Origin of the sequence: Agarivorans sp. QJM3NY_30, assembly GCF_050870855.2 — a bacterium.
Lineage (GTDB): Bacteria > Pseudomonadota > Gammaproteobacteria > Enterobacterales > Celerinatantimonadaceae > Agarivorans.
Genome location: NZ_CP194038.2, coordinates 780,935 through 802,351 on the forward strand (window position 1 = coordinate 780,935; position 21,417 = coordinate 802,351).

The 21,417-nt window shown below is 45.2% G+C and carries 19 protein-coding genes; 9 read left to right on the forward strand and 10 right to left on the reverse strand.

Annotation, left to right across the window (positions count from 1 at the left end):
* Positions 1 to 90 precede the first annotated feature (90 nt).
* The 3 genes from prsK (at position 91) to ACRRSX_RS03505 (ending at position 4,033) form a co-directional block, all read left to right on the forward strand.
* Complete coding sequence (gene prsK / locus ACRRSX_RS03495) at positions 91 to 2,130, forward strand: XrtA/PEP-CTERM system histidine kinase PrsK (RefSeq protein ID WP_432454606.1); 2,040 nt, start codon at positions 91 to 93, stop codon at positions 2,128 to 2,130.
* A 42-nt stretch (positions 2,131 to 2,172) separates the two neighbouring features.
* Complete coding sequence (prsR, locus tag ACRRSX_RS03500) at positions 2,173 to 3,519, forward strand: PEP-CTERM-box response regulator transcription factor (RefSeq protein ID WP_432454605.1); 1,347 nt, start codon at positions 2,173 to 2,175, stop codon at positions 3,517 to 3,519.
* 70 nt (positions 3,520 to 3,589) lie between these two features.
* Positions 3,590 to 4,033: an acyl-CoA thioesterase gene (locus tag ACRRSX_RS03505; RefSeq protein ID WP_432454604.1), complete on the forward strand. Its 444-nt coding sequence runs from the start codon at positions 3,590 to 3,592 to the stop codon at positions 4,031 to 4,033.
* A 42-nt stretch (positions 4,034 to 4,075) separates the two neighbouring features.
* Here the strand turns inward: ACRRSX_RS03505 and ACRRSX_RS03510 are convergent, their stop codons facing one another.
* The 5 genes from ACRRSX_RS03510 to ACRRSX_RS03530 form a co-directional block, all read right to left on the reverse strand.
* Positions 4,076 to 5,473 (reverse strand): TRAP transporter large permease, encoded by a 1,398-nt coding sequence (locus ACRRSX_RS03510; RefSeq protein ID WP_432454603.1) that lies wholly within the window; start codon positions 5,471 to 5,473, stop codon positions 4,076 to 4,078.
* 24 nt (positions 5,474 to 5,497) lie between these two features.
* Entirely contained in the window at positions 5,498 to 6,034 is a 537-nt protein-coding gene (locus ACRRSX_RS03515) for a TRAP transporter small permease (RefSeq protein WP_432454602.1), read from the reverse strand.
* A 69-nt stretch (positions 6,035 to 6,103) separates the two neighbouring features.
* The gene (locus tag ACRRSX_RS03520; protein WP_432454601.1) at positions 6,104 to 7,084 is read right to left on the reverse strand and encodes a TRAP transporter substrate-binding protein; all 981 of its coding nucleotides are present in this window, start codon (positions 7,082 to 7,084) and stop codon (positions 6,104 to 6,106) included.
* Positions 7,085 to 7,283: 199 nt separating this feature from the next.
* Positions 7,284 to 8,630 (reverse strand): sigma-54-dependent transcriptional regulator, encoded by a 1,347-nt coding sequence (locus ACRRSX_RS03525; protein WP_432454600.1) that lies wholly within the window; start codon positions 8,628 to 8,630, stop codon positions 7,284 to 7,286.
* A gap of 9 nt (positions 8,631 to 8,639) precedes the next feature.
* Positions 8,640 to 10,451, reverse strand: a complete 1,812-nt coding sequence (locus ACRRSX_RS03530) for a sensor histidine kinase (protein ID WP_432454599.1) — start codon at positions 10,449 to 10,451, stop codon at positions 8,640 to 8,642.
* Positions 10,452 to 10,652: 201 nt separating this feature from the next.
* Here ACRRSX_RS03530 and ACRRSX_RS03535 point away from each other — a divergent pair, with 201 nt between their 5' ends.
* The 3 genes from ACRRSX_RS03535 to ACRRSX_RS03545 are packed head-to-tail and all read left to right on the forward strand — an operon-like array spanning position 10,653 to position 14,888.
* Positions 10,653 to 12,440 carry an assimilatory sulfite reductase (NADPH) flavoprotein subunit gene (locus ACRRSX_RS03535; protein ID WP_432454598.1) on the forward strand — a complete coding sequence of 596 codons (1,788 nt, stop codon included), beginning with the start codon at positions 10,653 to 10,655 and terminating at the stop codon, positions 12,438 to 12,440.
* Complete coding sequence (gene cysI, locus ACRRSX_RS03540; protein ID WP_432454597.1) at positions 12,440 to 14,143, forward strand: assimilatory sulfite reductase (NADPH) hemoprotein subunit; 1,704 nt, start codon at positions 12,440 to 12,442, stop codon at positions 14,141 to 14,143. Before ACRRSX_RS03535 ends, cysI begins: the two co-directional genes overlap by 1 nt.
* Positions 14,136 to 14,888 (forward strand): phosphoadenylyl-sulfate reductase, encoded by a 753-nt coding sequence (locus tag ACRRSX_RS03545; RefSeq protein ID WP_432454596.1) that lies wholly within the window; start codon positions 14,136 to 14,138, stop codon positions 14,886 to 14,888. Before cysI ends, ACRRSX_RS03545 begins: the two co-directional genes overlap by 8 nt.
* Before the next feature lie 296 nt (positions 14,889 to 15,184).
* On the opposite strand, the gene ACRRSX_RS03550 is transcribed toward ACRRSX_RS03545, so the two are convergent.
* The 4 genes from ACRRSX_RS03550 to ACRRSX_RS03565 form a co-directional block, all read right to left on the reverse strand.
* Positions 15,185 to 16,006, reverse strand: a complete 822-nt coding sequence (locus tag ACRRSX_RS03550) for a TIGR03899 family protein (RefSeq protein ID WP_432454595.1) — start codon at positions 16,004 to 16,006, stop codon at positions 15,185 to 15,187.
* A 246-nt stretch (positions 16,007 to 16,252) separates the two neighbouring features.
* Positions 16,253 to 16,795 (reverse strand): YtfJ family protein, encoded by a 543-nt coding sequence (locus tag ACRRSX_RS03555; protein WP_432454594.1) that lies wholly within the window; start codon positions 16,793 to 16,795, stop codon positions 16,253 to 16,255.
* Between the two features lie 75 nt (positions 16,796 to 16,870).
* Positions 16,871 to 17,797, reverse strand: a complete 927-nt coding sequence (locus tag ACRRSX_RS03560; RefSeq protein WP_432454593.1) for a hypothetical protein — start codon at positions 17,795 to 17,797, stop codon at positions 16,871 to 16,873.
* A gap of 80 nt (positions 17,798 to 17,877) precedes the next feature.
* The gene (locus ACRRSX_RS03565; RefSeq protein WP_432454592.1) at positions 17,878 to 18,117 is read right to left on the reverse strand and encodes a hypothetical protein; all 240 of its coding nucleotides are present in this window, start codon (positions 18,115 to 18,117) and stop codon (positions 17,878 to 17,880) included.
* A 49-nt stretch (positions 18,118 to 18,166) separates the two neighbouring features.
* Between ACRRSX_RS03565 and ACRRSX_RS03570 the strand changes: the two genes are divergently transcribed.
* Positions 18,167 to 18,499 carry a hypothetical protein gene (locus tag ACRRSX_RS03570; protein WP_432454591.1) on the forward strand — a complete coding sequence of 111 codons (333 nt, stop codon included), beginning with the start codon at positions 18,167 to 18,169 and terminating at the stop codon, positions 18,497 to 18,499.
* 67 nt (positions 18,500 to 18,566) lie between these two features.
* Positions 18,567 to 19,916 (forward strand): UDP-N-acetylmuramate:L-alanyl-gamma-D-glutamyl-meso-diaminopimelate ligase, encoded by a 1,350-nt coding sequence (gene mpl, locus ACRRSX_RS03575; RefSeq protein ID WP_432454590.1) that lies wholly within the window; start codon positions 18,567 to 18,569, stop codon positions 19,914 to 19,916.
* A 34-nt stretch (positions 19,917 to 19,950) separates the two neighbouring features.
* Here the strand turns inward: mpl and ACRRSX_RS03580 are convergent, their stop codons facing one another.
* A complete protein-coding gene (locus ACRRSX_RS03580; protein WP_432454589.1) occupies positions 19,951 to 20,568 on the reverse strand; it encodes a TetR/AcrR family transcriptional regulator in 618 nt (205 codons plus the stop codon).
* A gap of 292 nt (positions 20,569 to 20,860) precedes the next feature.
* Between ACRRSX_RS03580 and hpt the strand changes: the two genes are divergently transcribed.
* Positions 20,861 to 21,391 (forward strand): hypoxanthine phosphoribosyltransferase, encoded by a 531-nt coding sequence (gene hpt / locus ACRRSX_RS03585; protein ID WP_432454588.1) that lies wholly within the window; start codon positions 20,861 to 20,863, stop codon positions 21,389 to 21,391.
* Positions 21,392 to 21,417 lie beyond the last annotated feature (26 nt).

The following is a 21,417-nucleotide window of genomic DNA, read 5'->3' on the forward strand; positions in this document are numbered from 1 at the left end:
TCGCGTTCGCTGCGATTAAAAGGTTTTCATCTCGAACCTAAAATGACCACCCAGTATAACTGCCCTGAGGGCTAAGATGGATGACTTAGATTGAGTATAATTGTAGGCCTATTCGGATATAGCTTAGCTGCAATAATTTATTTGTTGTTTAGCTTGTTATTGTTGACGACCAAGCAGAGTGGTTTTCAGCGGCAAGCTTTAAGTTTAGCGGTGTTTTTTACTTTTATTTGGGCCGTTCTTGGTGCCGCCCAAATGCGCTTTTCATTTGCCTTAGGTTATTTTTATTCTTTGGAAAGCTTGCGTAACGGGCTATGGATGTTGCTGTTATACGCAACCATTGCGCCGCGCTTTAGTTTTGGTAATTTGTTGCAAGGTTCTTGGCGCCGTAAAGGCGTATTGCTTGGTCTATTGGTGATTGCCTTATTACAGTTGTTGGCTGCTATTTTTCATGTCCCACTGAATCAGTTTTGGCTGATTAGCCAATTGTCACAGGCAGTGGTGGGTCTATGGCTAATTGAGCAGTTGTATCGACGTATCGATGTCACGGCTCGGCCAACCATTAAACCGATGTGTTTAGGTTTGGGAAGCATGTTTGCTTTCGATTTTTCACTGTATGCTAATGCGTTAATCACCTCAGGTATTTCTTTTGATTTTTGGGTCTTACGTGGCTTAGTGGCAATTTTGGCCGCCCCTTTGGTATTGCTAAGTGCGCGTCGGGTCAAGCGTTGGTCGACTAAAATTTATGTCTCACGAGATGTGATTTATCACAGCACTCTACTGTTAGTTGCAGGGGCTTACCTGCTAATGATGGCGCTGGTTGGCTATTACCTCCGTTATGAGGGAGGAGACTGGGGAAGTATTGCCCAGAATGGTTTTTTTGCCTTAAGCGTGCTGGTACTGGTGAGTTTATTTTTATCGGAAAAGTTGCGTAAGCAGCTTAAGGTTCAGATCACAAAGCACTTCTTCGCCAATAAATATGAGTATCGTGAAGAATGGATGAAGTTTGCTGCGGTGTTAGAAGATGACGGTATCTCGCCCTATGCGATTGCGCTTAAAGCGATTAACCAGCCCTTCGATTGTCATTTTGCTAGCTTAGCCATCGTGGAAAATGGGCGATTTATAGTCAAGGCTAGTTATAATCTAAGAGAAGATGATTCACAGATTATGGCTTGTTTGGAACACCTTGGTATGGCAGCTATCGAGCATCAATGGATCGTTGATATTGCGGAATTAAAAGCTGATCCTAGTGTCGTTCCATTTAAGGTTTCGACTCTGGATTTGCAGCAAATTACTAAATTTGCCTATGTTATTCCAACCAGTACTGCTGCCGGATTTAAGGGGGCAATCTTGTTATCTCCGCCCACTTCGATCCATAGTGTAAACTGGGAAGATCGCGACTTAATGCGTGCCATTAGCCGCCAGTTAGCGGTGTATTTGAATCTTCATCGTTCCAACTTAGCGTTGGCAGAAAGTCAGCAATTCGACACCTTTAACCGGATGTCGGCCTACCTGGTACATGATTTAAAGAACGTATTAGCGCAGCTGCAATTGTTATCAAAAAATGCCATTAAGCATAAACATAATCCTGAATTTATCGACGATGCCTTTGACACGGTCGATTCGGCTGCCAGTCGCTTAAGAAAGGTGGTTGCGCATTTAAGTAATAAACAACGTATTGATACTGTGGTTGCACCATTTAATCTGCTTCGGGCATTGCAGCAAGTTTTAAAGGTTAAGGTGAGTAACCTACCAGCACCGGAGTTGGATTATCAAATTGGATCCGATTTTGAATTGGTTGGAGATCAAGAACGCTTCATTAACGTACTCTCACATTTGGTTCAAAACGCCCAAGATGCCAGTGATGAGAGTGGTCAGGTCTTGCTTCGCGCATCTTTGCAAGCGCAAACTTGTTTGGTCGAAGTTGAAGATAAAGGCGTAGGTATGAGTGTTGATTTTATTGACAATCGCTTGTTTAAACCCTTTGATACAACTAAGGGAAATGCTGGTATGGGGGTGGGCGCTTACGATGCCAAACGTTTCGTCGAAGAGTTGGGTGGACATATCCAAGTGATAAGTAAACAGGGCGAAGGTAGCTTATTTAAGCTATTTTTACCGATTCACAAGATTTAACTAAGTCTGCGGGCTTACTAATAAGTAAATGGATGAGATGACATGGAAACGCTATTAGTCGTAGAAGATGACCCTGGTATTCAGAAGCAATTGAAGTGGAGCTTTAGTGATTATCAAGTGGTGATAGCTGGTGATCGTCATCAGGCCATTACCGCACTTAGGCGCTATGAGCCTAAAGTGGTCACGTTAGATTTAGGTTTACCACCGGATGAAGCCAATGCCAGTGAAGGTTTAGCAACCTTGAAAGAAATGCTGGAGCTTAATCCTAAGCTTAAGGTTATTGTGATTACAGGGAATGAAGATAAAGACAATGCCTTAAAGGCAATCGCGATGGGGGCTCATGATTTTTATCATAAACCGATTGACGATGACACGCTGTCGGTGATTATTGCCCGAGCCCTGTGGGTGGCAAACATTGAGCTTGAAAATGAAACCTTGCGAGGCGCATCGCTGGATAGTAATGGCTTCTTAGGTAATTCCCCTCAAGTGCAAAAAGTGTGTCGGATGGTGGAACGGATTGCGCCAACGGAAGTCACCACGCTGCTATTAGGGGAGAGCGGCACTGGTAAAGAGGTCTTGGCTAGGGCGATTCATCAGCAAAGCCCCCGTAAAGAGAAGCCCTTTATTGCGATAAACTGTGCCTCGATCCCTGAAAACTTGTTGGAAAGTGAGCTATTTGGTTTTGAGAAAGGTGCCTTTACTGGAGCTCATAAAACCACTGAAGGGAAGATTGAATGTGCCAATGGTGGCACCTTATTCCTTGACGAGATTGGTGATATGCCTTATCCACTACAAGCGAAAATATTACGTTTTTTGCAAGAGAAAGTGGTTGAGCGTGTTGGTGGGCGTAAAGAAATTCCTGTGGATGTGAAAATCGTTTGCGCGACTCACCAAAACTTATCGCAAATGGTAGAACAAAAAGAGTTTCGTGAAGATTTGTTTTATCGGATCAGCGAAATAACCATTAATATTCCACCTTTGCGGGAACGCGGTGAAGATGTGATTCTGCTGGCGCGCGCTTTCTTGCAAAACTACAACAAGCAGATGCAGCGAAACATTAATAATTTTAGTGACGATGCCATCGCCGCTCTCAGTCATCATCGCTGGCCCGGCAATATTCGTGAGTTGCAAAATAAAATTAAATCAGCAGTGATCATGGCTGATAACAAGCAAATTACTGCTGAGGATTTGGCCTTATCGGTGGGTGATGAAGAGGAGATGAAGCTGGCTTTAAACCTACGCCATGTTCGAGAAGCAGCAGAGAAATTGGCGATTAATAAGGCTTTGGCCTTAAGTGATGGCAATGTCTCAAATACTGCTAGTTTATTAGGCGTGACACGACCTACCTTATATTCTTTATTTGAAAAACACGGTTTAAAAACAGATTAACTCGGGTGAATTATTTTGCCCGTAATTCCCTACCGCCGACGAAAGGGTTTGGCAGAAAGAGATGAGGAATATGATGGATAATTCACAAACAGAGATGAATATTTTGGTGACCCCTGAGATGGCTAACTTTTCAGGAAAGATGCATGGCGGGTCAATGTTAAAAAAGTTGGATGAAGTGGCTTATACCACCGCGATCCAGTATTGCGGGCATTACGCAGTGACCTTGTCGGTGGACCAGGTGTTATTTAAGAATCCGGTAGAGATTGGCGAGTTTGTCACTTTTTTAGCCTCTGTTAACTATACCGGCCGAACCTCGATGGAGATCGGGATTAAGGTGATAGCCAAAAATCTGAAAGAACAAACCGTGCGGCATACTCATTCGTGCTTCTTCACCATGGTGGCTGTCGATGATAAAGGCCATTCGATTAACGTTCCGCCACTCGAACCACGCACTGAAGTGGCTAAACGTCGCTTTAACGATGCCTTACGCCGGCGACAGCGGCGCATGGAATAATCACTGAGTAATAATAGGGCCTGCATTTGCAGGCCTGTTTGATTAATAGCCATTGATGCGATCGAAGTATTCGGGTAAAAACAGCGATATCTGTGGGATGTAGGTAATCAGCATTAAAAATAGCAGCAGTAAGCTTAACCAAGGCAGACAGGCCTTAATCACCCAGCCCATGCTTTTACCGGTAATTCCAGCAGTGACAAACAGATTGAGTCCTACCGGTGGCGTGAGCATGCCGATTTCCATATTGACCACCATAATGATGCCCAGATGGATTGGGTCGATCCCCAGTTGAGTGGCGATTGGGAACAAGATCGGAGCCATAATTAGCAAGATGGCCGAAGGTTCCATAAAGTTGCCAGCGATCAGTAACAGAATGTTCACTACCACTAAAAATGCCCAGGGTTGTAAGCCATAAGCGACGATCGATTCGGCGATCATATGCGGAATGCGCTCGGTAGTAAGCACATGCGCAAACAACATCGCATTGGCAATGATGAATAACAACATGATGCTTACTTTAGCTGCGTCCTTGAGCACGTGGCGAACCTCTTGATTGTTCACCGATTTGAAGATGCTGATTGGCAATAACCAAACATTGCGAGCGATCGCTTTAGACAGGCTCTCCCCTTGGTTTCGCCAGGCCTGACCTTTGAGCGGCCCAATATCACGATAGCCATAAACCGAGACTAAGAAGGCGTAGACTGCCGCGACCGATGCCGCTTCGGTGGGGCTGGCGATACCGCCATAAATGGACCCCAGCACGATGACTATCAGCATTAAACCGCCAGTGGCTTTGAGCGCCGATATCCCCCATTGGCGACAGCCGGGATAGGGCTGCGCCGGAAGATTTTTGATCCTTGCAACTACGTATATGGCGAGCATTAAGATACTGCCCATCATGAGCCCAGGGATGAAGCCAGCCATAAACATGCGTGACGCCGAGACCTCGGTGGCGGCAGCATAGACCAGCATGACAATCGAGGGGGGGATTAAAATACCCAAGGTACCGGCATTAGCGATAACACCTGCCGCGAGGGACTCAGGATAGCCAGAGCGTACCATGCCAGCAATCACGATGGAGCCAATCGCTGCCACGGTGGCGGGACTGGAGCCCGATACCGCGGCAAATAACATACAGGCCAACACCGAAGCCATGGCCAGTCCACCACGAATATGGCCGACACTGTCCATCGCAAAGTTAATCAGCCGTCGCGCCACTCCCCCAGTTGAGAGAAATGCCGATGACAAAATGAAGAAGGGGATCGCAAGCAGCGTATAGTGCTCCGAGGTTGCTTCAAATAGCTTTAGAGCGACTGATGCCAAGGAGTCATTGGAAAACAGTAAAATGGTGGTCATACTGGCAAAACCTAAGGCGACCGCGATGGGCATACCAATGATCATGCAAATAAACAGTAAGATAAAAAGAGTGAAGGTGGTCATGGTCAGATCCTTTGCCGGTAATGCTTATTGTTTTTCTATTTCGTCAGCTAAGTGCATGCTGTCTTTGGCTTCGTCTGCGAGGTGGAAACCATCCTGTTGATTGGTGATGACCTTCCAACCTACCTCTAAAAATCGAACCACTAACAACACAAAACCGATGAATAACACACTCATGGTTTTCCATTTTTCAATCGGTAAATCTTCCATTTCAATGCCGATCCGCTGCAGTTTGCTTAGGTATACCCAAGAGCCATACATAAATAGGCTGCAATAGAATAAACATAGAGCTAAGGCCAATAGCGTGAGTAGTTTACGTTGGGTGGGCGGAAGAATCCTGACAAAGGCATCGACCCCAATATGGGCGCCTTCTCTGACTCCCCAGCTAGCACCGAGTAGGACCAGCCAAGCGGAGCAATAGAGAGTGACCTCTTGTACCCAGTGGATCCCAGAGTTAAATACAAAGCGCATGATCACTTCGATAAATACCAGTAGCGTCATGGAGACCAACAGTAGGGCGATGAAGTTTTCTTCGAAACGCCGGAACCAAGTTACAAATTTCATGCTATGTCCTTATGAGCAAAACCGCTTGGGGACTTGCGCAGAGTGAGGGGCCTCTGCGCAAGTCAGCGTTTATTGGTTGGCAGCCGCCGCTGCTTCGATAATATTTTTACCGATTTCAGTTTCAAATTGTCGCCATACTGGCTTCATTGCCTCGACCCATTGTTGGCGCTGCTGAGGAGTGAGAGAGATAACTTGTGAGCGTTTTGAAGCGATAATATGGGCTTTATCCTGTTCGGCTTTGTCGGCAGCAATCTGGTTTCCCATGGCGACAGCTTCGTTTAAGGCCGCTTTTAATTCAGTACGGATATCATCGGGCAGCCCGTACCAGAAATCGGCGGAGGTGACGATGAGGTAATCCAATACGCCATGGTTGGATTCAGTAATGCTGTTTTGTACTTCAAAAAATTTCTTCGAATAAATATTGGACCAGGTGTTTTCTTGGCCATCGATGGCGCGAGTTTGCAACAGGGTAAATACTTCCGAGAAGGGTTTTTTCAAGGGAACCGCGTCCACAGCTTCAAACTGTGCGGCTAATACGTCTGAAGACATGATGCGAAACTTCTTACCTTTGACATCCGCTGGTGTATACAGTGGTTCATTGGCCGATAATTGTTTCATACCGTTATGTAGATAGCCTAGACCGACTAGGCCCTTGCTTTCGAGAGAACCTAATAGCTCTTGGCCAGCATCACTGGCTTGAAATCGCTCAACCGCAGCCATATCTTTGAATAAGAAAGGAAGATCAAATACTTGCAACTTCTTCGTGTATTTTTTGAATTTAGATAGCGAAGGCGCAATGAATTCGATGTCACCTAAAAGCAGCGCTTCTAGCTCCTTACCGTCCCCATAAAGTTGCGAGTTGGGGTAGACTTTTACTTCTACTTTACCGGGTAAACGTTGTTCAGCGAGTTGTTTAAATTTAAGTGCCATTTGCCCTTTGGGAGTGTTTTCTGCAACCACATGAGAAAACTTAAGTTCAATCGGGGCGGCATGGATTGCTGATGCAAACGCCAAGCTTAGGGCGGTGAGTGTGCTTGCCAATCGTTTCATATTATTCTTCCTTGTAATGGCTTATGTAGGGATTACGCGATAGCTAACAGCAAGCTTTAAGCCAACAATGAACTACATTATTTAACTATTTGTTTACAATGGCTTATTGGTTTTTTCATGAGCGGTGAAGAAAAGGGATGGGTTATGAACGGGGGGGATCCCCCCCTTTGCTGATGATGAAATGGGGGGATTTCCCCCCTTAATCTAAATTGACGTGTTTATAATCATCCTTTTCTAATTGGTATTTTTTCATTTTTTCGTAAAGGGTTTTACGGCCGATCTGTAACTCTTCTTGAACCGCCTTTAAATGGCCTTGATGGCGATGTAGGGCATCTTGTAAGAGGGTTCTCTCGAATCGGTATAGTTGCTCCGCTAGGTTTAAAGACCGTTGTTGAGACTGGGTATTAAAGGCAACGTCTTCGCCCATTAATACCCAGCGTTCGGCCAAATTACGTAGCTCTCTAACGTTGCCGGGCCATTCTTGTGCCATGAGTTCGGCGAGGCGCTGCGGACTCACCTTGGGGCTGCTGAGTTGATAGCGAGCGGAAGCCACCCGTAAAAAATTCTCTAACAGTAGGGCGATGTCTTCGCTACGTTCGCGTAGCGGGGGAATATGCACTTCGACGACGTTGAGTCGATAATAGAGGTCACTGCGAAATTCACCTTGTTCACCGAGTGCTTTCAAATCGCTTTTGGTGGCGGCAATCACCCGCAGATCAAGTTGTACTGCTTGATTACTGCCCAAAGGTTCAACACTACGTTCTTCTAAAACTCTGAGTAATTTTATTTGTAAAGCCATCGGCATACTTTCGATTTCATCGAGAAATAGCGTGCCATGATTGGCGTAGGCAATTTTACCGATGCGTTTTTTCTGGGCGCCGGTAAACGCGCCTGCTTCGTGGCCAAATAATTCACTTTCTATCATGTTTTCCGGCACCGCACCGCAGTTGATGGCAACAAAAGGATGGTTGGCGCGTACACTGTGATCATGCAGAAAACGAGCGACCAGCTCTTTGCCGGTTCCTGTCTCCCCATTGATCAACACATCTGCCGGGGTATCCTTAACATGGCTTAAAATTTTGCGCAGTCGCATAATTGCTGGGGTACTGCCAAGTAGTCGTGGTCCAGGGCCACTTTGGGCGTCTAGCTCCGCTTTTAGCTCTCGATTTTCTAGGGTGAGTTGCCTTTTCTCTTGGGCGCGTTGTAGAACTTCGAGTAGGTGGCTGGTGGAAAAAGGCTTCTCAAGAAAATCGTAGGCACCATCACGGATGGCTTTAATTGCCATCGAAATATCACCATGGCCAGTGAGTAGAATAATCGGCAGATCGGGATCGATCTGCTGTGCCTGTTGCATCATTTCTAAGCCGCTGATCCCCGGCATGTTGATATCTGAGATAATCACGCCGGGCCAATCCTGTTTGAGTTGGCTGAGCGCTTGCTCGGCACTGCTAAAGGTTTCACAGTGGATCTCCTCCAGCGCTAAGGTCTGCGCCAAAGAGCGTAGAATATCTGGGTCGTCGTCGATGATGATTACCGGTGTTTGCACTGTTACCTCTTAACTATTGATAGCTTGGACAGGGGGACTCGCTGAGCGGAGTCGGATTTCAAATTCGGGGCCAATGTCGCCATGATTACCAACCACTAACTCACCATCGAAGGTTTCCACCAGTCGTTTAGAAATCGCCATGCCTAAACCTAAACCTTGTTTCTTGGTGGTAAAGAAGGGTTCAAAGATACGTTGCAACTGTTCTTCACTGAGCTGCGGCCCATTATCCCAGATGGCAATGCACTGCCAATCGTCGTGTTGGTATTGGCGGATCCCAAGGCGAGCATCGGCTTGTTGCTCTAAGGCGTCGATGGCATTGTTAATCAAGTTAATCAGCACTTGTTCCAGTTGAATGGCGTCGGCCTTAACCCATTGCTCCTCTAAGCCGGAGAATTCGATTTTTATCTCATGTTTCACAATTCTATTGGCTAAGATCGCGAGCGCCGCGTTGATTGAACTTGAACTCGAAACACAAGCGATTTGGCCGCTAGATTTGCGAGAGAAAATTTTAAACTTGGCGATCATCTTGCTCATCTTCAAGCAGAGTTTAAGAATGTCTTGCAAGTTATGAGTGACTTGCTGATATTGTTGCTTTTGCTGAAAGCGTAGTGCGTTTTCGGCGTAGTTTTGCAATGCAGTCAAGGGTTGATTCAGTTCATGGTTGATCCCTGCGGATAACTCTCCTAGGGTGGCTAATTTGGCTGCTTGCACGAGTTCATCCTCGGTCTTCTTCAAGGTGCTAGCGGTTCGTTGGTAATCATTCAGCGCTTGTTGTAACTGTTGGTTGCTGATGGTGAGTTGGGCGGTGCGTTGCGCTACGCGACTCTCTAGTTGTTGGTTGATTTGGTCTTGTAATTGGCGCGCTGACTGTAATTGTCGCCAGTAGAAATACAATAAAACTAAGCCTAAATAACACAGCGAACTGAGCAACATAGCCTTAGCAATCGCTTGCATATAGCCTTGGTCTGGCGATAGGGCATAGAGGCGCCAGCCGGTGTTCGCTAAGATCCGGCGGGTGTAGATGTAGTCTTGGCTTTGGTCTCGGAAATTCGGTAAGGTTATTTCATTGTCACGCTTTTTTTGGGCCATGTTAAGCAGTAAATGTTCACCATATTGCTTTGAGTTGATTAACTGTTGGCGTTGTATTTCAGATAAAGGTTTAATGCTTTTATATAGCCAATGTGACTGTGATGCGTAAAATACCACGCCGTGTTTATCGGTAAGCAAATATTCAAAGCGAGGGTCTCGCCAACTCTTATCGATCACATTTAAGGCAACTTTGACCACCAATACTCCAATCACTCGTTGCTGCTGGAGTACTGGCGCAGAAAAGTAATAACCGCGTAATCCTGAACGAGAACCCAAGGCGAAGTATTGTGCATTTTTTCCTTGCATGGCCGTTTGAAAATAAGGGCGATAACTGTAATTACTATCGATGAAGGTTCGACTGCTTTGCCAATTACTGGACGCAATGGCAGTGCCGTAAGCGTTGAGTAAATAAGTGACATCGCTGCCTTGCAGTTGATTAATTTTTTGTAAATACAGATTTAATGCATGGCGCTGGGCGTCATTGTCTTGGTCATTTAAGGTCGCGAACAGCGGCTGTTGTACTGCCAGTACTTTTGGAAAATTGCGAAAGCGATCCAGTTCATGCTGAATACTCAGCTGCAGACGATAACTCTCTTCTGAGAGTTGGGCTTGTCGTTGCTGCTGATCTTGATATTGCGCCGCGGTGCCAGTGATGAGCATTAGTATCAGCCAAGCGAGAATTAATAGTAGTTTTTGGCTGTTGGTCATGTTGTTGCTCAGCTGTTGTTCCATCGCAAGCCCTGTCAATGTTTCAATGTTGCTAGTTTATTGATTTTTTGTAAGCAATGCTGGTTGCTTAGTCACATAGTGGACATGCTTCACGGTGCGGTGATCTTATATTTCCTAAAGTTATAAAGAATCCCTTTTTATTCTTTATTGTCTGGACTCTGGCGTGGTTAAACTAGCAGCAATTGTGATTTAGGGTGTGAAAAAATGCTGTTAAAGGAACTTTCGTCATTGGCCAGCCCACTGTCTGAACAACAGGTGAGTTTGTTACAACAAGCAACGGCTGAACTATCGGCTACTCAGTTAGCTTGGGTCAGTGGGTATTTAGCGGGAATTGGTCAGAATTCTGGACAATTGGTACCCCAAGCGGTAGCGCACGCAGCGGCTAAGTTAACCATTCTTTATGCCTCTCAAACGGGGAATGCTAAGGGCGTTGCGGAAGAATTGTTGAGCGCGGCGCAGGCCAAGGGCATCAATGCAGAGTTAGTCAATGTTGCCGACTATAAAACCAAGAGTTTGAAGACCGAAAGCCATTTGTTGCTGGTGAGTAGCACTAACGGGGAAGGCGAGCCACCCGATGACGCGATTGAATTCCATGAGTTTTTGGTTTCAAAGAAAGCGCCTAAGTTAGCGCAGTTGAAATACGGTGTATTGGCCTTAGGTGATTCAAGCTACGAGTTTTTCTGCCAAACCGGTAAGGATTTTGATGAACGCTTAGCCGCCTTAGGCGCTGAACGTCTTTGTGAGCGAGTCGACTGTGATGTTGACTACGATAAAGACGCACAAGCTTGGACGGAGCAAGCGTTAGCGCAAGTACAGCAAACCTTGCAAAGCGCGCCCAGTAGCGCGACAGCAAATTTGGCAGCTAGTACGCCAAGCAGTCGTCAATATAATAAGAAAACCCCCTATACAGCCGAGCTGTTGGTTAGCCAAAAAATTACCGGTCGTGATTCGGCTAAAGATGTTCGCCATGTCGAAATTGATCTCGCAGAATCAGGCTTACAATATCAGGCCGGTGATGCCCTTGGAGTATGGTTTGAAAATGACCCTCAGTTGGTGGAGCAAATTCTCACGCGCTTAGCTTTGAGTGCCGATGAGGAGGTCACGATCGATGGGCAGCCGCTTGGTCTGGCAAAGGCCCTCACTAGCAAGTTAGAAATCACTCAAACCAGCGGTGCCTTTGTCGAAGCCTGGGCGAGTTGGTCGCAGAGCAAAAAATTACAGGCACTGGTGGCCGATAAAAACAAACTGCGGGAGTATGCTGCGAGTCATCAGGTAATCGACGTATTACTTGAGAAAAAAGCTAACGTGACTGCGCAGCAGTTGGTGGATGGATTGCGTCATTTAACCCCTCGCTTATATTCGATTGCTTCCAGCCAAGCGGAAGTTGAGGAAGAAGTCCATCTCACCGTGGGAGTCGTGAATTACCAACAGGGTGAGCAGCAACGTTTTGGCGGTGCTTCAGGATTTTTTGCGCGCGCTGAAGAGGGCGCTGCGGTCAAAGTTTTTGTGGAGCATAATGATAACTTCCGTTTACCCAGCCAGCCCGATACGCCAGTGATTATGGTTGGTCCGGGAACCGGCATCGCGCCATTCAGGGCCTTCTTACAGCAGCGTGATGCCAGTGATGCTGAAGGTAAAAACTGGTTGTTTTTTGGCGACCAAACCTTTACTCAGGACTTTTTGTACCAAACCGAGTGGCAGGGCTATCTTAAATCCGGTTTGCTCACCAAGTTGGATGTGGCCTTCTCGCGCGATCAAGCGGAAAAAATCTATGTGCAAGATCGCCTCAAAGAGAATGCCGCTGAAGTTTATCAATGGTTGGAATCCGGGGCTCACTTCTACGTGTGCGGGGATGCCAATCGAATGGCGAAAGATGTGCACCAAGCGCTGATCGAGATTATTGCTGAGCAGGGAGCGAAAAGCCCTGAGCAAGCGGAAGAGTATTTAAAACAGTTACGTAGTGCCAAGCGTTATCAGAAGGATGTTTACTAATGAGTGATAATTTAATTGTTGAAGGCAAATTGTCGGATAACGAGCGCCTGAAACGAGAAAGTAACTTCCTGCGTGGCACCATTGAAGCCGATCTGCAGGATCGGATCAGCGGTGGTTTTAGCGCCGATAACTTTCAGCTAATTCGTTTTCATGGCATGTATCAGCAAGATGATCGGGATATTCGAGCGGAACGAACCAAGCAAAAATTAGAGCCGCTACATAACGTGATGTTGCGGGCGCGGATGCCGGGCGGGATTATTCAGCCCAAGCAATGGTTGGCCATCGACAAATTTGCCAGCGAAAAAACTATGTATGGCAGCATTCGTTTAACCACCCGTCAAACTTTCCAGTTTCACGGTGTGTTAAAACCAAATATTAAGTTGATGCATCAAACTTTGGATAGTATTGGTATTGATTCGATTGCCACCGCTGGCGACGTTAACCGCAACGTCTTGTGTACCAGTAATCCGGTTGAATCAGAATTGCATCAGCAGGCTTACCTGTGGGCCACTAAGATTAGTGAACACTTACTGCCGAAGACACGAGCTTATGCTGAAATTTGGCTCGACGGTGAAAAAATAGAAGGTGGTGACGAAGAGCCTATCCTCGGCTCAAATTATTTGCCGCGTAAGTTTAAAACCACAGTGGTGATCCCACCGCATAACGACATTGACGTGCATGCCAACGATCTTAACTTCGTGGCCATTGCCGAACAAGGGCAGTTGATTGGCTTCAATGTTCTCGTCGGTGGGGGCTTGGCTATGACTCATGGTGATAAGTCGACCTATCCACGTCGAGCTGATGACTTTGGTTTTATTCCCTTAGCTAAAACTCTCGATGTTGCCGCTGCAGTGGTCACCACGCAACGTGATTGGGGGAACCGAGTGAATCGTAAGAATGCCAAGACCAAGTACACCCTCGATCGGGTGGGGATCGATACTTTTAAAACGGAAGTTGAAAAACGAGCGGGGATTCAGTTTGAAGCGAGCCGTCCTTATGAGTTCACATCGCGTGGCGATCGCATCGGTTGGGTCGAAGGGATTGATGGTAAGCACCACTTAACCTTGTTTATTGAGAATGGCCGCTTGCTTGATTATCCGGGCAAACCCCTAAAAACCGGCTTGGCTAAGATTGCCGAAATTCATCAAGGTGATTTTCGCATGACCGCCAACCAAAATTTGGTGGTAGCAGGGGTCCCTGCTGCGCAGAAGGCTCAGATTGAAGCCTTAGCGCGTGAACATGGTTTAATGAACGATAGCCATAGTCAGCAGCGCTTCAATTCCATGGCTTGTGTGGCTTTTCCTACCTGTCCATTAGCGATGGCCGAGGCAGAACGTTATTTGCCGAGCTTGGTTGATGATGTAGAAAGCCTATTAAATAAACATAACATGGCCGAGCAACATATTATTTTGCGGGTCACTGGCTGCCCCAATGGCTGTGGCCGTGCCATGTTGGCTGAAGTTGGTTTAGTGGGTAAAGGGCCTGGTAAGTACAATTTATATTTAGGTGGTAACCAAAGTGGAACACGTATTCCTAAGCTCTATTTAGAGGGCATCGATGAACAACAAATTCTGTCGGAACTTGACGGTTTAATTGCTCGCTGGTCGGTAGAACGTGAATCTGAAGAAGCTTTTGGTGACTTTGTTATTCGTGTTGGTATCGTCGCTGAAGTTAAAGTAAGCGCTAGGGATTTTCATGCCTAACTTAGATTTGCAGCAGCTAGTTAAGCTGCCGCATGAGTTAAGAAAAGCAGAGTTAGCCTCGGTCAATCAGACCTTAGAGGCTAAAACTGCACAGCAGCGTATTGAGTGGGCTTTAGAGCACTTACCACAACAGGCGGTGCTTACTTCGAGCTTTGGTATTCAAGCGGCTGTGAGCTTGCATATGTTGACTCAAGTAAAGCCAGATATGCCAGTGATTTTGACTGATACGGGCTACTTATTTCCTGAAACCTATCGTTTTATCGATGAACTGACGGCCCGTTTGAACCTAAATTTAAAAGTGTATCGAGCTCAGCAGTCTAATGCTTGGCAAGAGGCGCGCTTCGGTAAGCTTTGGGAGCAGGGGGTCGAGGGCTTGAAGCAGTACAATACGCTTAACAAGGTCGAGCCGATGCAGCGGGCTTTTCAAGAACTAAATGTTCAAACTTGGTTCTCGGGTTTACGTCGTAGCCAATCATCGAGCCGTTCAGAGCTGCCTGTGCTGCAGATCCAAAATGGGAGTTTCAAATTGTTGCCAATTATTGATTGGAGCAATAAGGACGTGCATTACTATTTGCAAGAGCATTCCTTACCCTATCATCCGCTCTGGGAGCAGGGTTATGTTTCGGTAGGGGATGTGCAAACGTCACAACCCTTACAGGCGGGTATGAGTGAGGAAGACACCCGTTTTTACGGTTTGAAACGTGAATGTGGGATCCACGAAGAAGTTGCGGGAAGTGGTATTTAATGAATATGTAGCTCATATGAGCTCCAAACAATTCAAATGCTGGTGGGGTGGTTATTAAACCATTCTGCTGGTAGGTCTGATAAGTTCAGACTTGTTTTGTTGGTGCTTTTATGGCCTGCTTGAAAGGGGAATTTACTGCTATCGCTTATCTTTTTGTGTGGTACTTAAAGTCATAGAAATGCCTGTTGATGTATTCTGCGCAGTTTATCGCTTATAACATTCGCTGAGGTAAGTCTTTGGGATTGCGATATTTTGCTGCTAATTCAGGGAGTACCCAAGTCTAAACGTTGCTCCGCTCAAACTAATTCGAAGTAGTTTTGTAATAATACGCTCAGTTGTTCCTGATAAGATGGCTGTGGCTGTTTTTCAATCAGTTTCGCCAACTCGTCACCAATCGGTGTAAAACGATGATAAGTCAATTTTACTCCTTTATAGCGAGAACGTAGTTGATATTGGGTTGTCCCGTGGGTTAGTGCGGTATTGTGTTGAATAGAAGGGCGAATTTCTAATTCTCGATCGAACAGCAGACCTAATTCGGTGAGCTGTAAAATATAGTGATAAGGCATCCGGTGCTGGCCTAAGCTTATTTTTTCCAACCTAGCTCTTACCAAGCCTAAGTTACTCGCTGGCCTGACGGCTCCGGTGATGATCTTGTGATTGCTTTCCCCCCCGACCGTTGAACTGAGCTCACAAGCCGTATGAAACCATAAAGCTTCTCTTTGCGTCATTAACTTCAAAGTCCTTAGTGCCTTGACCGAAAAGCTGCCGGGGGTGCTTAATTCTTGGCTTAAAATATCGGCCCACAATAACTGCATCGATTTTACTTGGGTATTACTGGCAAGCTTTAAAAACTCGCTCATCCAATCGGCATCAGGTTCACTGCCAAGGTCTTGTTCGCTAGTTTTTTGTGCTGCAAGGAAAAATATGTTCTCTAAGTTTTTTTGTTCAACCGCTTGCTCAACAATTGAGCGAGCCTGAGCTCTTTGCGACCAAGTTGAATTGGGTTGCTGCTTTCTTAGCAAGGCATCTAAACCGCGTTGTTTGGCTATTTTTACCAGGCGTAAGCTGGTGTTTTCTACTTGGCTGGTTTTATTTTCGATGATCGGCTTGTCTGACATTGAACTCTCCCTCGCTTTAGCTGTTTTACTGAGGATTTGCGCATAAAGCAAGTTTGCTTTTGTTGTTAAAGGTGTTAAATTTAGGTTAACTAAAAACCGTGTGGGGGTAATTGTGTTAAAAAACCTTACCGTATGGGCGAAACGACACAAACTCTTAACTTTGTTAATGAGTGCTTATGTGCTTAGTTTATTGGTTCTGATGATGATGTTTGAATAGGCGTAATGCTGCTTACGCCAGAGTGACGATTAAATATGCGAGTAGATGAGTTTAATCACTTGCTTAATTTCTTGTTTGTTCAATGCCCCATCTTTGGCAAATAATATTTTACCTTGCGTATCGAGTAAAATAATCGCTGAAGATTTAGGTTTTATATCTAGTAAATCAAATAGTTGCCCATCTTTATCTAATACAAAACTAGCATGTGGAAATTTTTTCTTATTGCTTTTCAGCTTGCTTTGAACAAACATTGAAGTACCGAAAATAGCGTCATCAAGGTTCACAATAGTGGTTGTTTGATATGTTTGAGCCGCAAAGTTAGCATTTTTAATCGCCTCAATCATGGCTGCATTAATCTCTTTAGCGCTGCTGCGTCCAGCCATTGCCTGTACCAAGCGGACTTTACCTGCCAGTTGTTTGGTATTCCATGGACTATAGCTTATCTGTTCGTCAACTAATTGTAACTCGCCCACCTTGTCTATAGAAATGTTGGGCAGAGACTCTCCCAGACTGAGGTTGAGTGCCATCACCCAAGTTGGTAGTAGGCTGAAGAACAATATTAGATATTTCACGTGCCGTTCCTTTTTATTGACAGTTAAGGCAGGTCAGACCTGTTATAAACATTTATAACAAAAAAGCAACAGATGTTAATAGAGGGCATCACTAATCAGTTCTACATCTGCGAGCTGCATCTCGTTTATCAGCTCTGAAGATCCAGAGATTAACACCAGGGTATGCTGTCCAAGAGTAATCGTTGGGCCTTCGATACCACTATTGGCGTCTATAGTTAGCCAAGCGGGTGAGGCGCTACCAACGCTATGTGCAGGATAAACCATATACAGTGAATAGTCTGGGGCTAATTCACTGAGCATCAACGCCAGTAATAAGGCGCGTTCATCGCTATCCGCCAGATTATCCTTGAGTACATGGAGCGGTGGAGAAAAACTGTCACTGATTTCTCGTTTTACTGGAATGGTGAGTAGCCATGCTTGTGCCTCCGCTAGCGTTTGGTTGAGATCTTTCAAGGGCTGAAAGTTTTTTATTAATGGCAGCATTCGATTCCGATTTTGGTAGAACAGCTGCGAATAATTGGGCCGAACACAAGGGTATTGAGTGCCTCGCGGATGTCGACAAGGTAATAGACCTAAGTGGCGAAATGCGTCTTGAGTATATTGTTGATAGGCTTCCCAAAGCATCTCGGAAGAAGGGGTATCAGGATTACTGGCTAATATTTTAAGAATATCTTTTGGTGCCGCCGTTGGCTGCTCAGCATATTGATTGATCATGACTAAAGCGTGCTCTAGGCGAGGGTTTAAGTAAGCACTAATCGCTTTGGTTGGATAAGTCAGACTATAACTGATCCTAAATTGTTCTATTGCCGATTGTTTTAAGAGTTCTTGAGAGAAATGCAGGCGCATTTGTCGTAGCTGACCTTGGGGATTTGACCATTGCCACTCGCCGTTAAAGGCTTGCTCATCTAGCGGCTTAAGCGTTAAGTCAGCGGCCGATGCAAGGGGACTAAACAGTAATACGGGCATTAAAATAAATCGCCATAAAGCCATTAAACTAAGCATCAATAGCTCCCGATATAGTGAGCGTATACTTAAGTTAATAGCAGTATTTGGTTAAATTACTAAGTTTTGTGAGTGCTTTGTTACTCGGGGCAGGCGCCTTGTTGATAGGAATTAACTTCGACATCGCCACAAGCAGAGCAGGCATTTCCATACTCTTTTAGCTTCCCTGCCACTTCTGCACATACCGGATCATATTGCATACTACAGAGTTCAGGTCGGGGGCTTTGGCAGATGTTATCAGCGTTTAATAACGGCGCTGATGTTTGACTACAAGCCATTAAAAGTAGAGCAAAAGATAAGATAGTTGAGTGCTTAATCATGGGCTATCGCCTAAACTTTCAAAAGATAATTATTGTAGATGAAATACTGATGATACGTCGATCTATTTACTTTTTTTGGGCTCTGTTCTTCAGCTTAAGTGCAGCGCAGGCGGGGCAGATTATTGTACAAAAAAGCTCAGATCCAAATAAAATTGATGTTTTCGAATTAAAAAAGGAATTGCTCGAGCAGCAACGCTGGCAAGAACAGCTTCGCGCAGAGGCTCATTTACAGTGGCTCCGAGAGTTACCTATTGGTTGTGTGGTTGGCGAGAATGGTGATTATCAATGTGGTTTAATTTGGTATCGGCCCTACCGATATCGGCAACAGCAGTTGTTCATTGAAGTACCTAAGCCCCATTCGAGAGAGGAAAAACAACAATAGCGTAAAGTTGTGGGCATTTCGATGTTATTCTAAGGCTTAGATTTTTGCTTTAGAACAACGAACATTTATGCACATTCATATTCTAGGTATTTGTGGAACTTTTATGGGCGGCTTAGCCATGTTAGCCCGAGAGTCTGGCATGCGAGTCACTGGTAGTGATTTGAACGTTTATCCACCGATGAGCACTCAATTGGAGTCTTTAGGGATTGAGCTGATTCAAGGTTATGATCCTTCGCAGCTTGAACCCGCACCCGATCTGGTGGTGATTGGTAATGCGATGAGTCGCGGTAATCCTTGTGTCGAGTATGTGCTGGACAAAGGCTTAAAGTATTGTTCTGGCCCAGAGTGGTTAAACAATCACATCCTGCCTAATCGATGGGTATTGGCGGTGGCTGGGACTCATGGTAAAACAACGACTGCCAGTATGCTTGCTTGGATCCTCGAGGATAATGGTCTGGCGCCTGGTTATTTAATTGGGGGGGTGCCTCGCAACTTTTCCGGTTCAGCTCGTTTGGGAAATACTCCTTTTTTTGTGGTTGAAGCGGATGAATATGATAGCGCCTTTTTTGATAAGCGTTCTAAGTTTGTTCATTACCAACCTCGAACATTGTTACTCAATAACCTTGAATTTGATCATGCAGATATTTTTGAAGATTTAGCCGCAATACAAAAACAGTTTCATCATTTGTTGAGAATTGTCCCATGCTCAGGCCGGATCATTGCGCCAAAGATGAATCAAGCGATACAAGACGTGATTGCCATGGGATGTTGGTCGGAACTGGAGCTCACTGGTGAGGGCCAAAATTGGCAGTGGCAGGCGCTTAAAGATGATTGTAGTGAGTTAACCATTAGTCTTGATGGACAACAACAAGGATGCCTAAGTTGGTCGCTGATTGGGCAGCACAATGCCGAAAATGCCTTAATGGCGATAGCCGCAGCAAGGCATGTCGGGGTATTGCCAGCGCTTGCGATTGAAAGCTTGCAGCGTTTTCTGCCTCCGAAACGTCGATTAGAGTTACTTGCTAAGTTGGATGATATTCGCCTATTCGACGATTTTGCCCATCACCCCAGTGCGATTCAGAGCACCCTTGCAGGATTAAGAGCGCAAGTGGGCAAGGCAAGGATTATTGCAATCCTAGAAGCGCGCTCTAATACCATGAAGATGGGGATCCATCAGCAAAAGTTAGCCGAGAGTTTACAGCTGGCTGACTTGGTCTACCTCTATCAACCGAACGAGGATAATCAATATATATGTGATACGGCAGCACAGTTAGCACAAGCAAAAGTGTTTCAAACTGTTGAGCAGATAGTCGAACAAGTGAAGTCGGTGATGTGTGGTGGCGATCAAATACTAGTCATGAGTAATGGTGGTTTCGAAGGGATCCATGGCAAATTAAAAGCGCTATTAAGCCAATAAAAAAGGGCCTGATGAGGCCCTTGATCGTTTTTAGTTACTGACCCGGTGGGCGTAATAACGACAATACAAAGTCGTTAAGAAAGTCGACCACTTCTTGGCGCTCTGGGCTGTCTGGACGATTAATCATTTGTACCGCTAGGTACAAACCTGCATTAATCGTTTGAGCCGCTTGTAAGGCATTCAAGGCACTGCTAATTTCATTGTTGTCGAAACCAGCTTGAATACTTTCACCAATTTGTTGATTGATTTTAGCCATTACATTACTGAAGCGTGGCCAAACATCTTCGCGTACCGAAGAACTCCACTCTAACCAAATGTGAATGACATCCGAGTTGGTGTAAACCAATTCAACAAGTGCTGATAGATGGTGCTGAACGGCAGTAATGGCATTTTCATCGCTAGGATAAGTTTGTTCAACTACGCCTAACATGGTTTGCTCTACTTCCGATAAAACGGCATCAACTAAGTCTTCGCGGGTATTAAAGTAATTAAAAACCGTTGCGACCGATACATTTGCAAGTTCTGCGATTTCCGCATGACCTGCGCGACCGATACCACGGCGGGCGAAAATTTCAACAGCGCATTGCATGAGCTGTTTACGACGTACTTCAGGCGACAGCCGAGTACGGCGTCTTAAGGTGCTAGTTTGCATATTTTAGTTCTCGCGTTTGTTGTTTCAATTATTATTTTTTATGAGGCATTTGTTGCTTACCATTTCAGACAAAAATCATCTAAAATATGGCGTTCAGTGCTGAAACATACACGAACATGCGAATACCTTCAGCTAAATCATAGTGTATTTACAAGCTAATTAATAGTTACTGACATAAGTAACTAATGATTTTTTTGTTAATTCATTGAAATATCGTGTGTTTATGTATTTTTTAGGTCCGGTTTATCCAAGTTTTTACTGATGGAAATCAGTTTATTAATAGGTCAGAGTTATGAAACATCGCGTAGAAGAAATGATCAGTGAGCAAGATATTGCACAACGAGTAACGGCTATTGGAGAGCAGATAAATGCCGCTTACCCCACTGACCGAAAATTAGTACTTATTGGGTTGTTACGCGGCTCATGTATTTTTCTTTCTGATCTGGCTCGTAAGATTGATCGCAAGCTAACCTTCGATTTTATGACTGTATCGAGTTACGGTAGTAGCATGGTTAGTACTCGTGATGTTCGAGTATTGAAAGATTTAGATGATGACATTAAAGGCTGTGATGTGATCATTGTCGAAGACATTATTGATACGGGCAACACTCTGAACAAGGTTAAAGAGATGCTGTCCTTGCGTGAACCAAACAGTGTGGCTATTTGTACATTATTGGATAAGCCTTCACGTCGAGAAGTTGAAGTGCCTGTTGATTGGATTGGTTTTTCTATTCCCGATGAATTTGTTATTGGTTATGGACTTGATTTTGACCAGTACTATCGCAATTTACCTTATGTAGGCAAAGTTATTCCGCTAGATTAAGCCAACTATCTTCGGGCCTAGGGGCC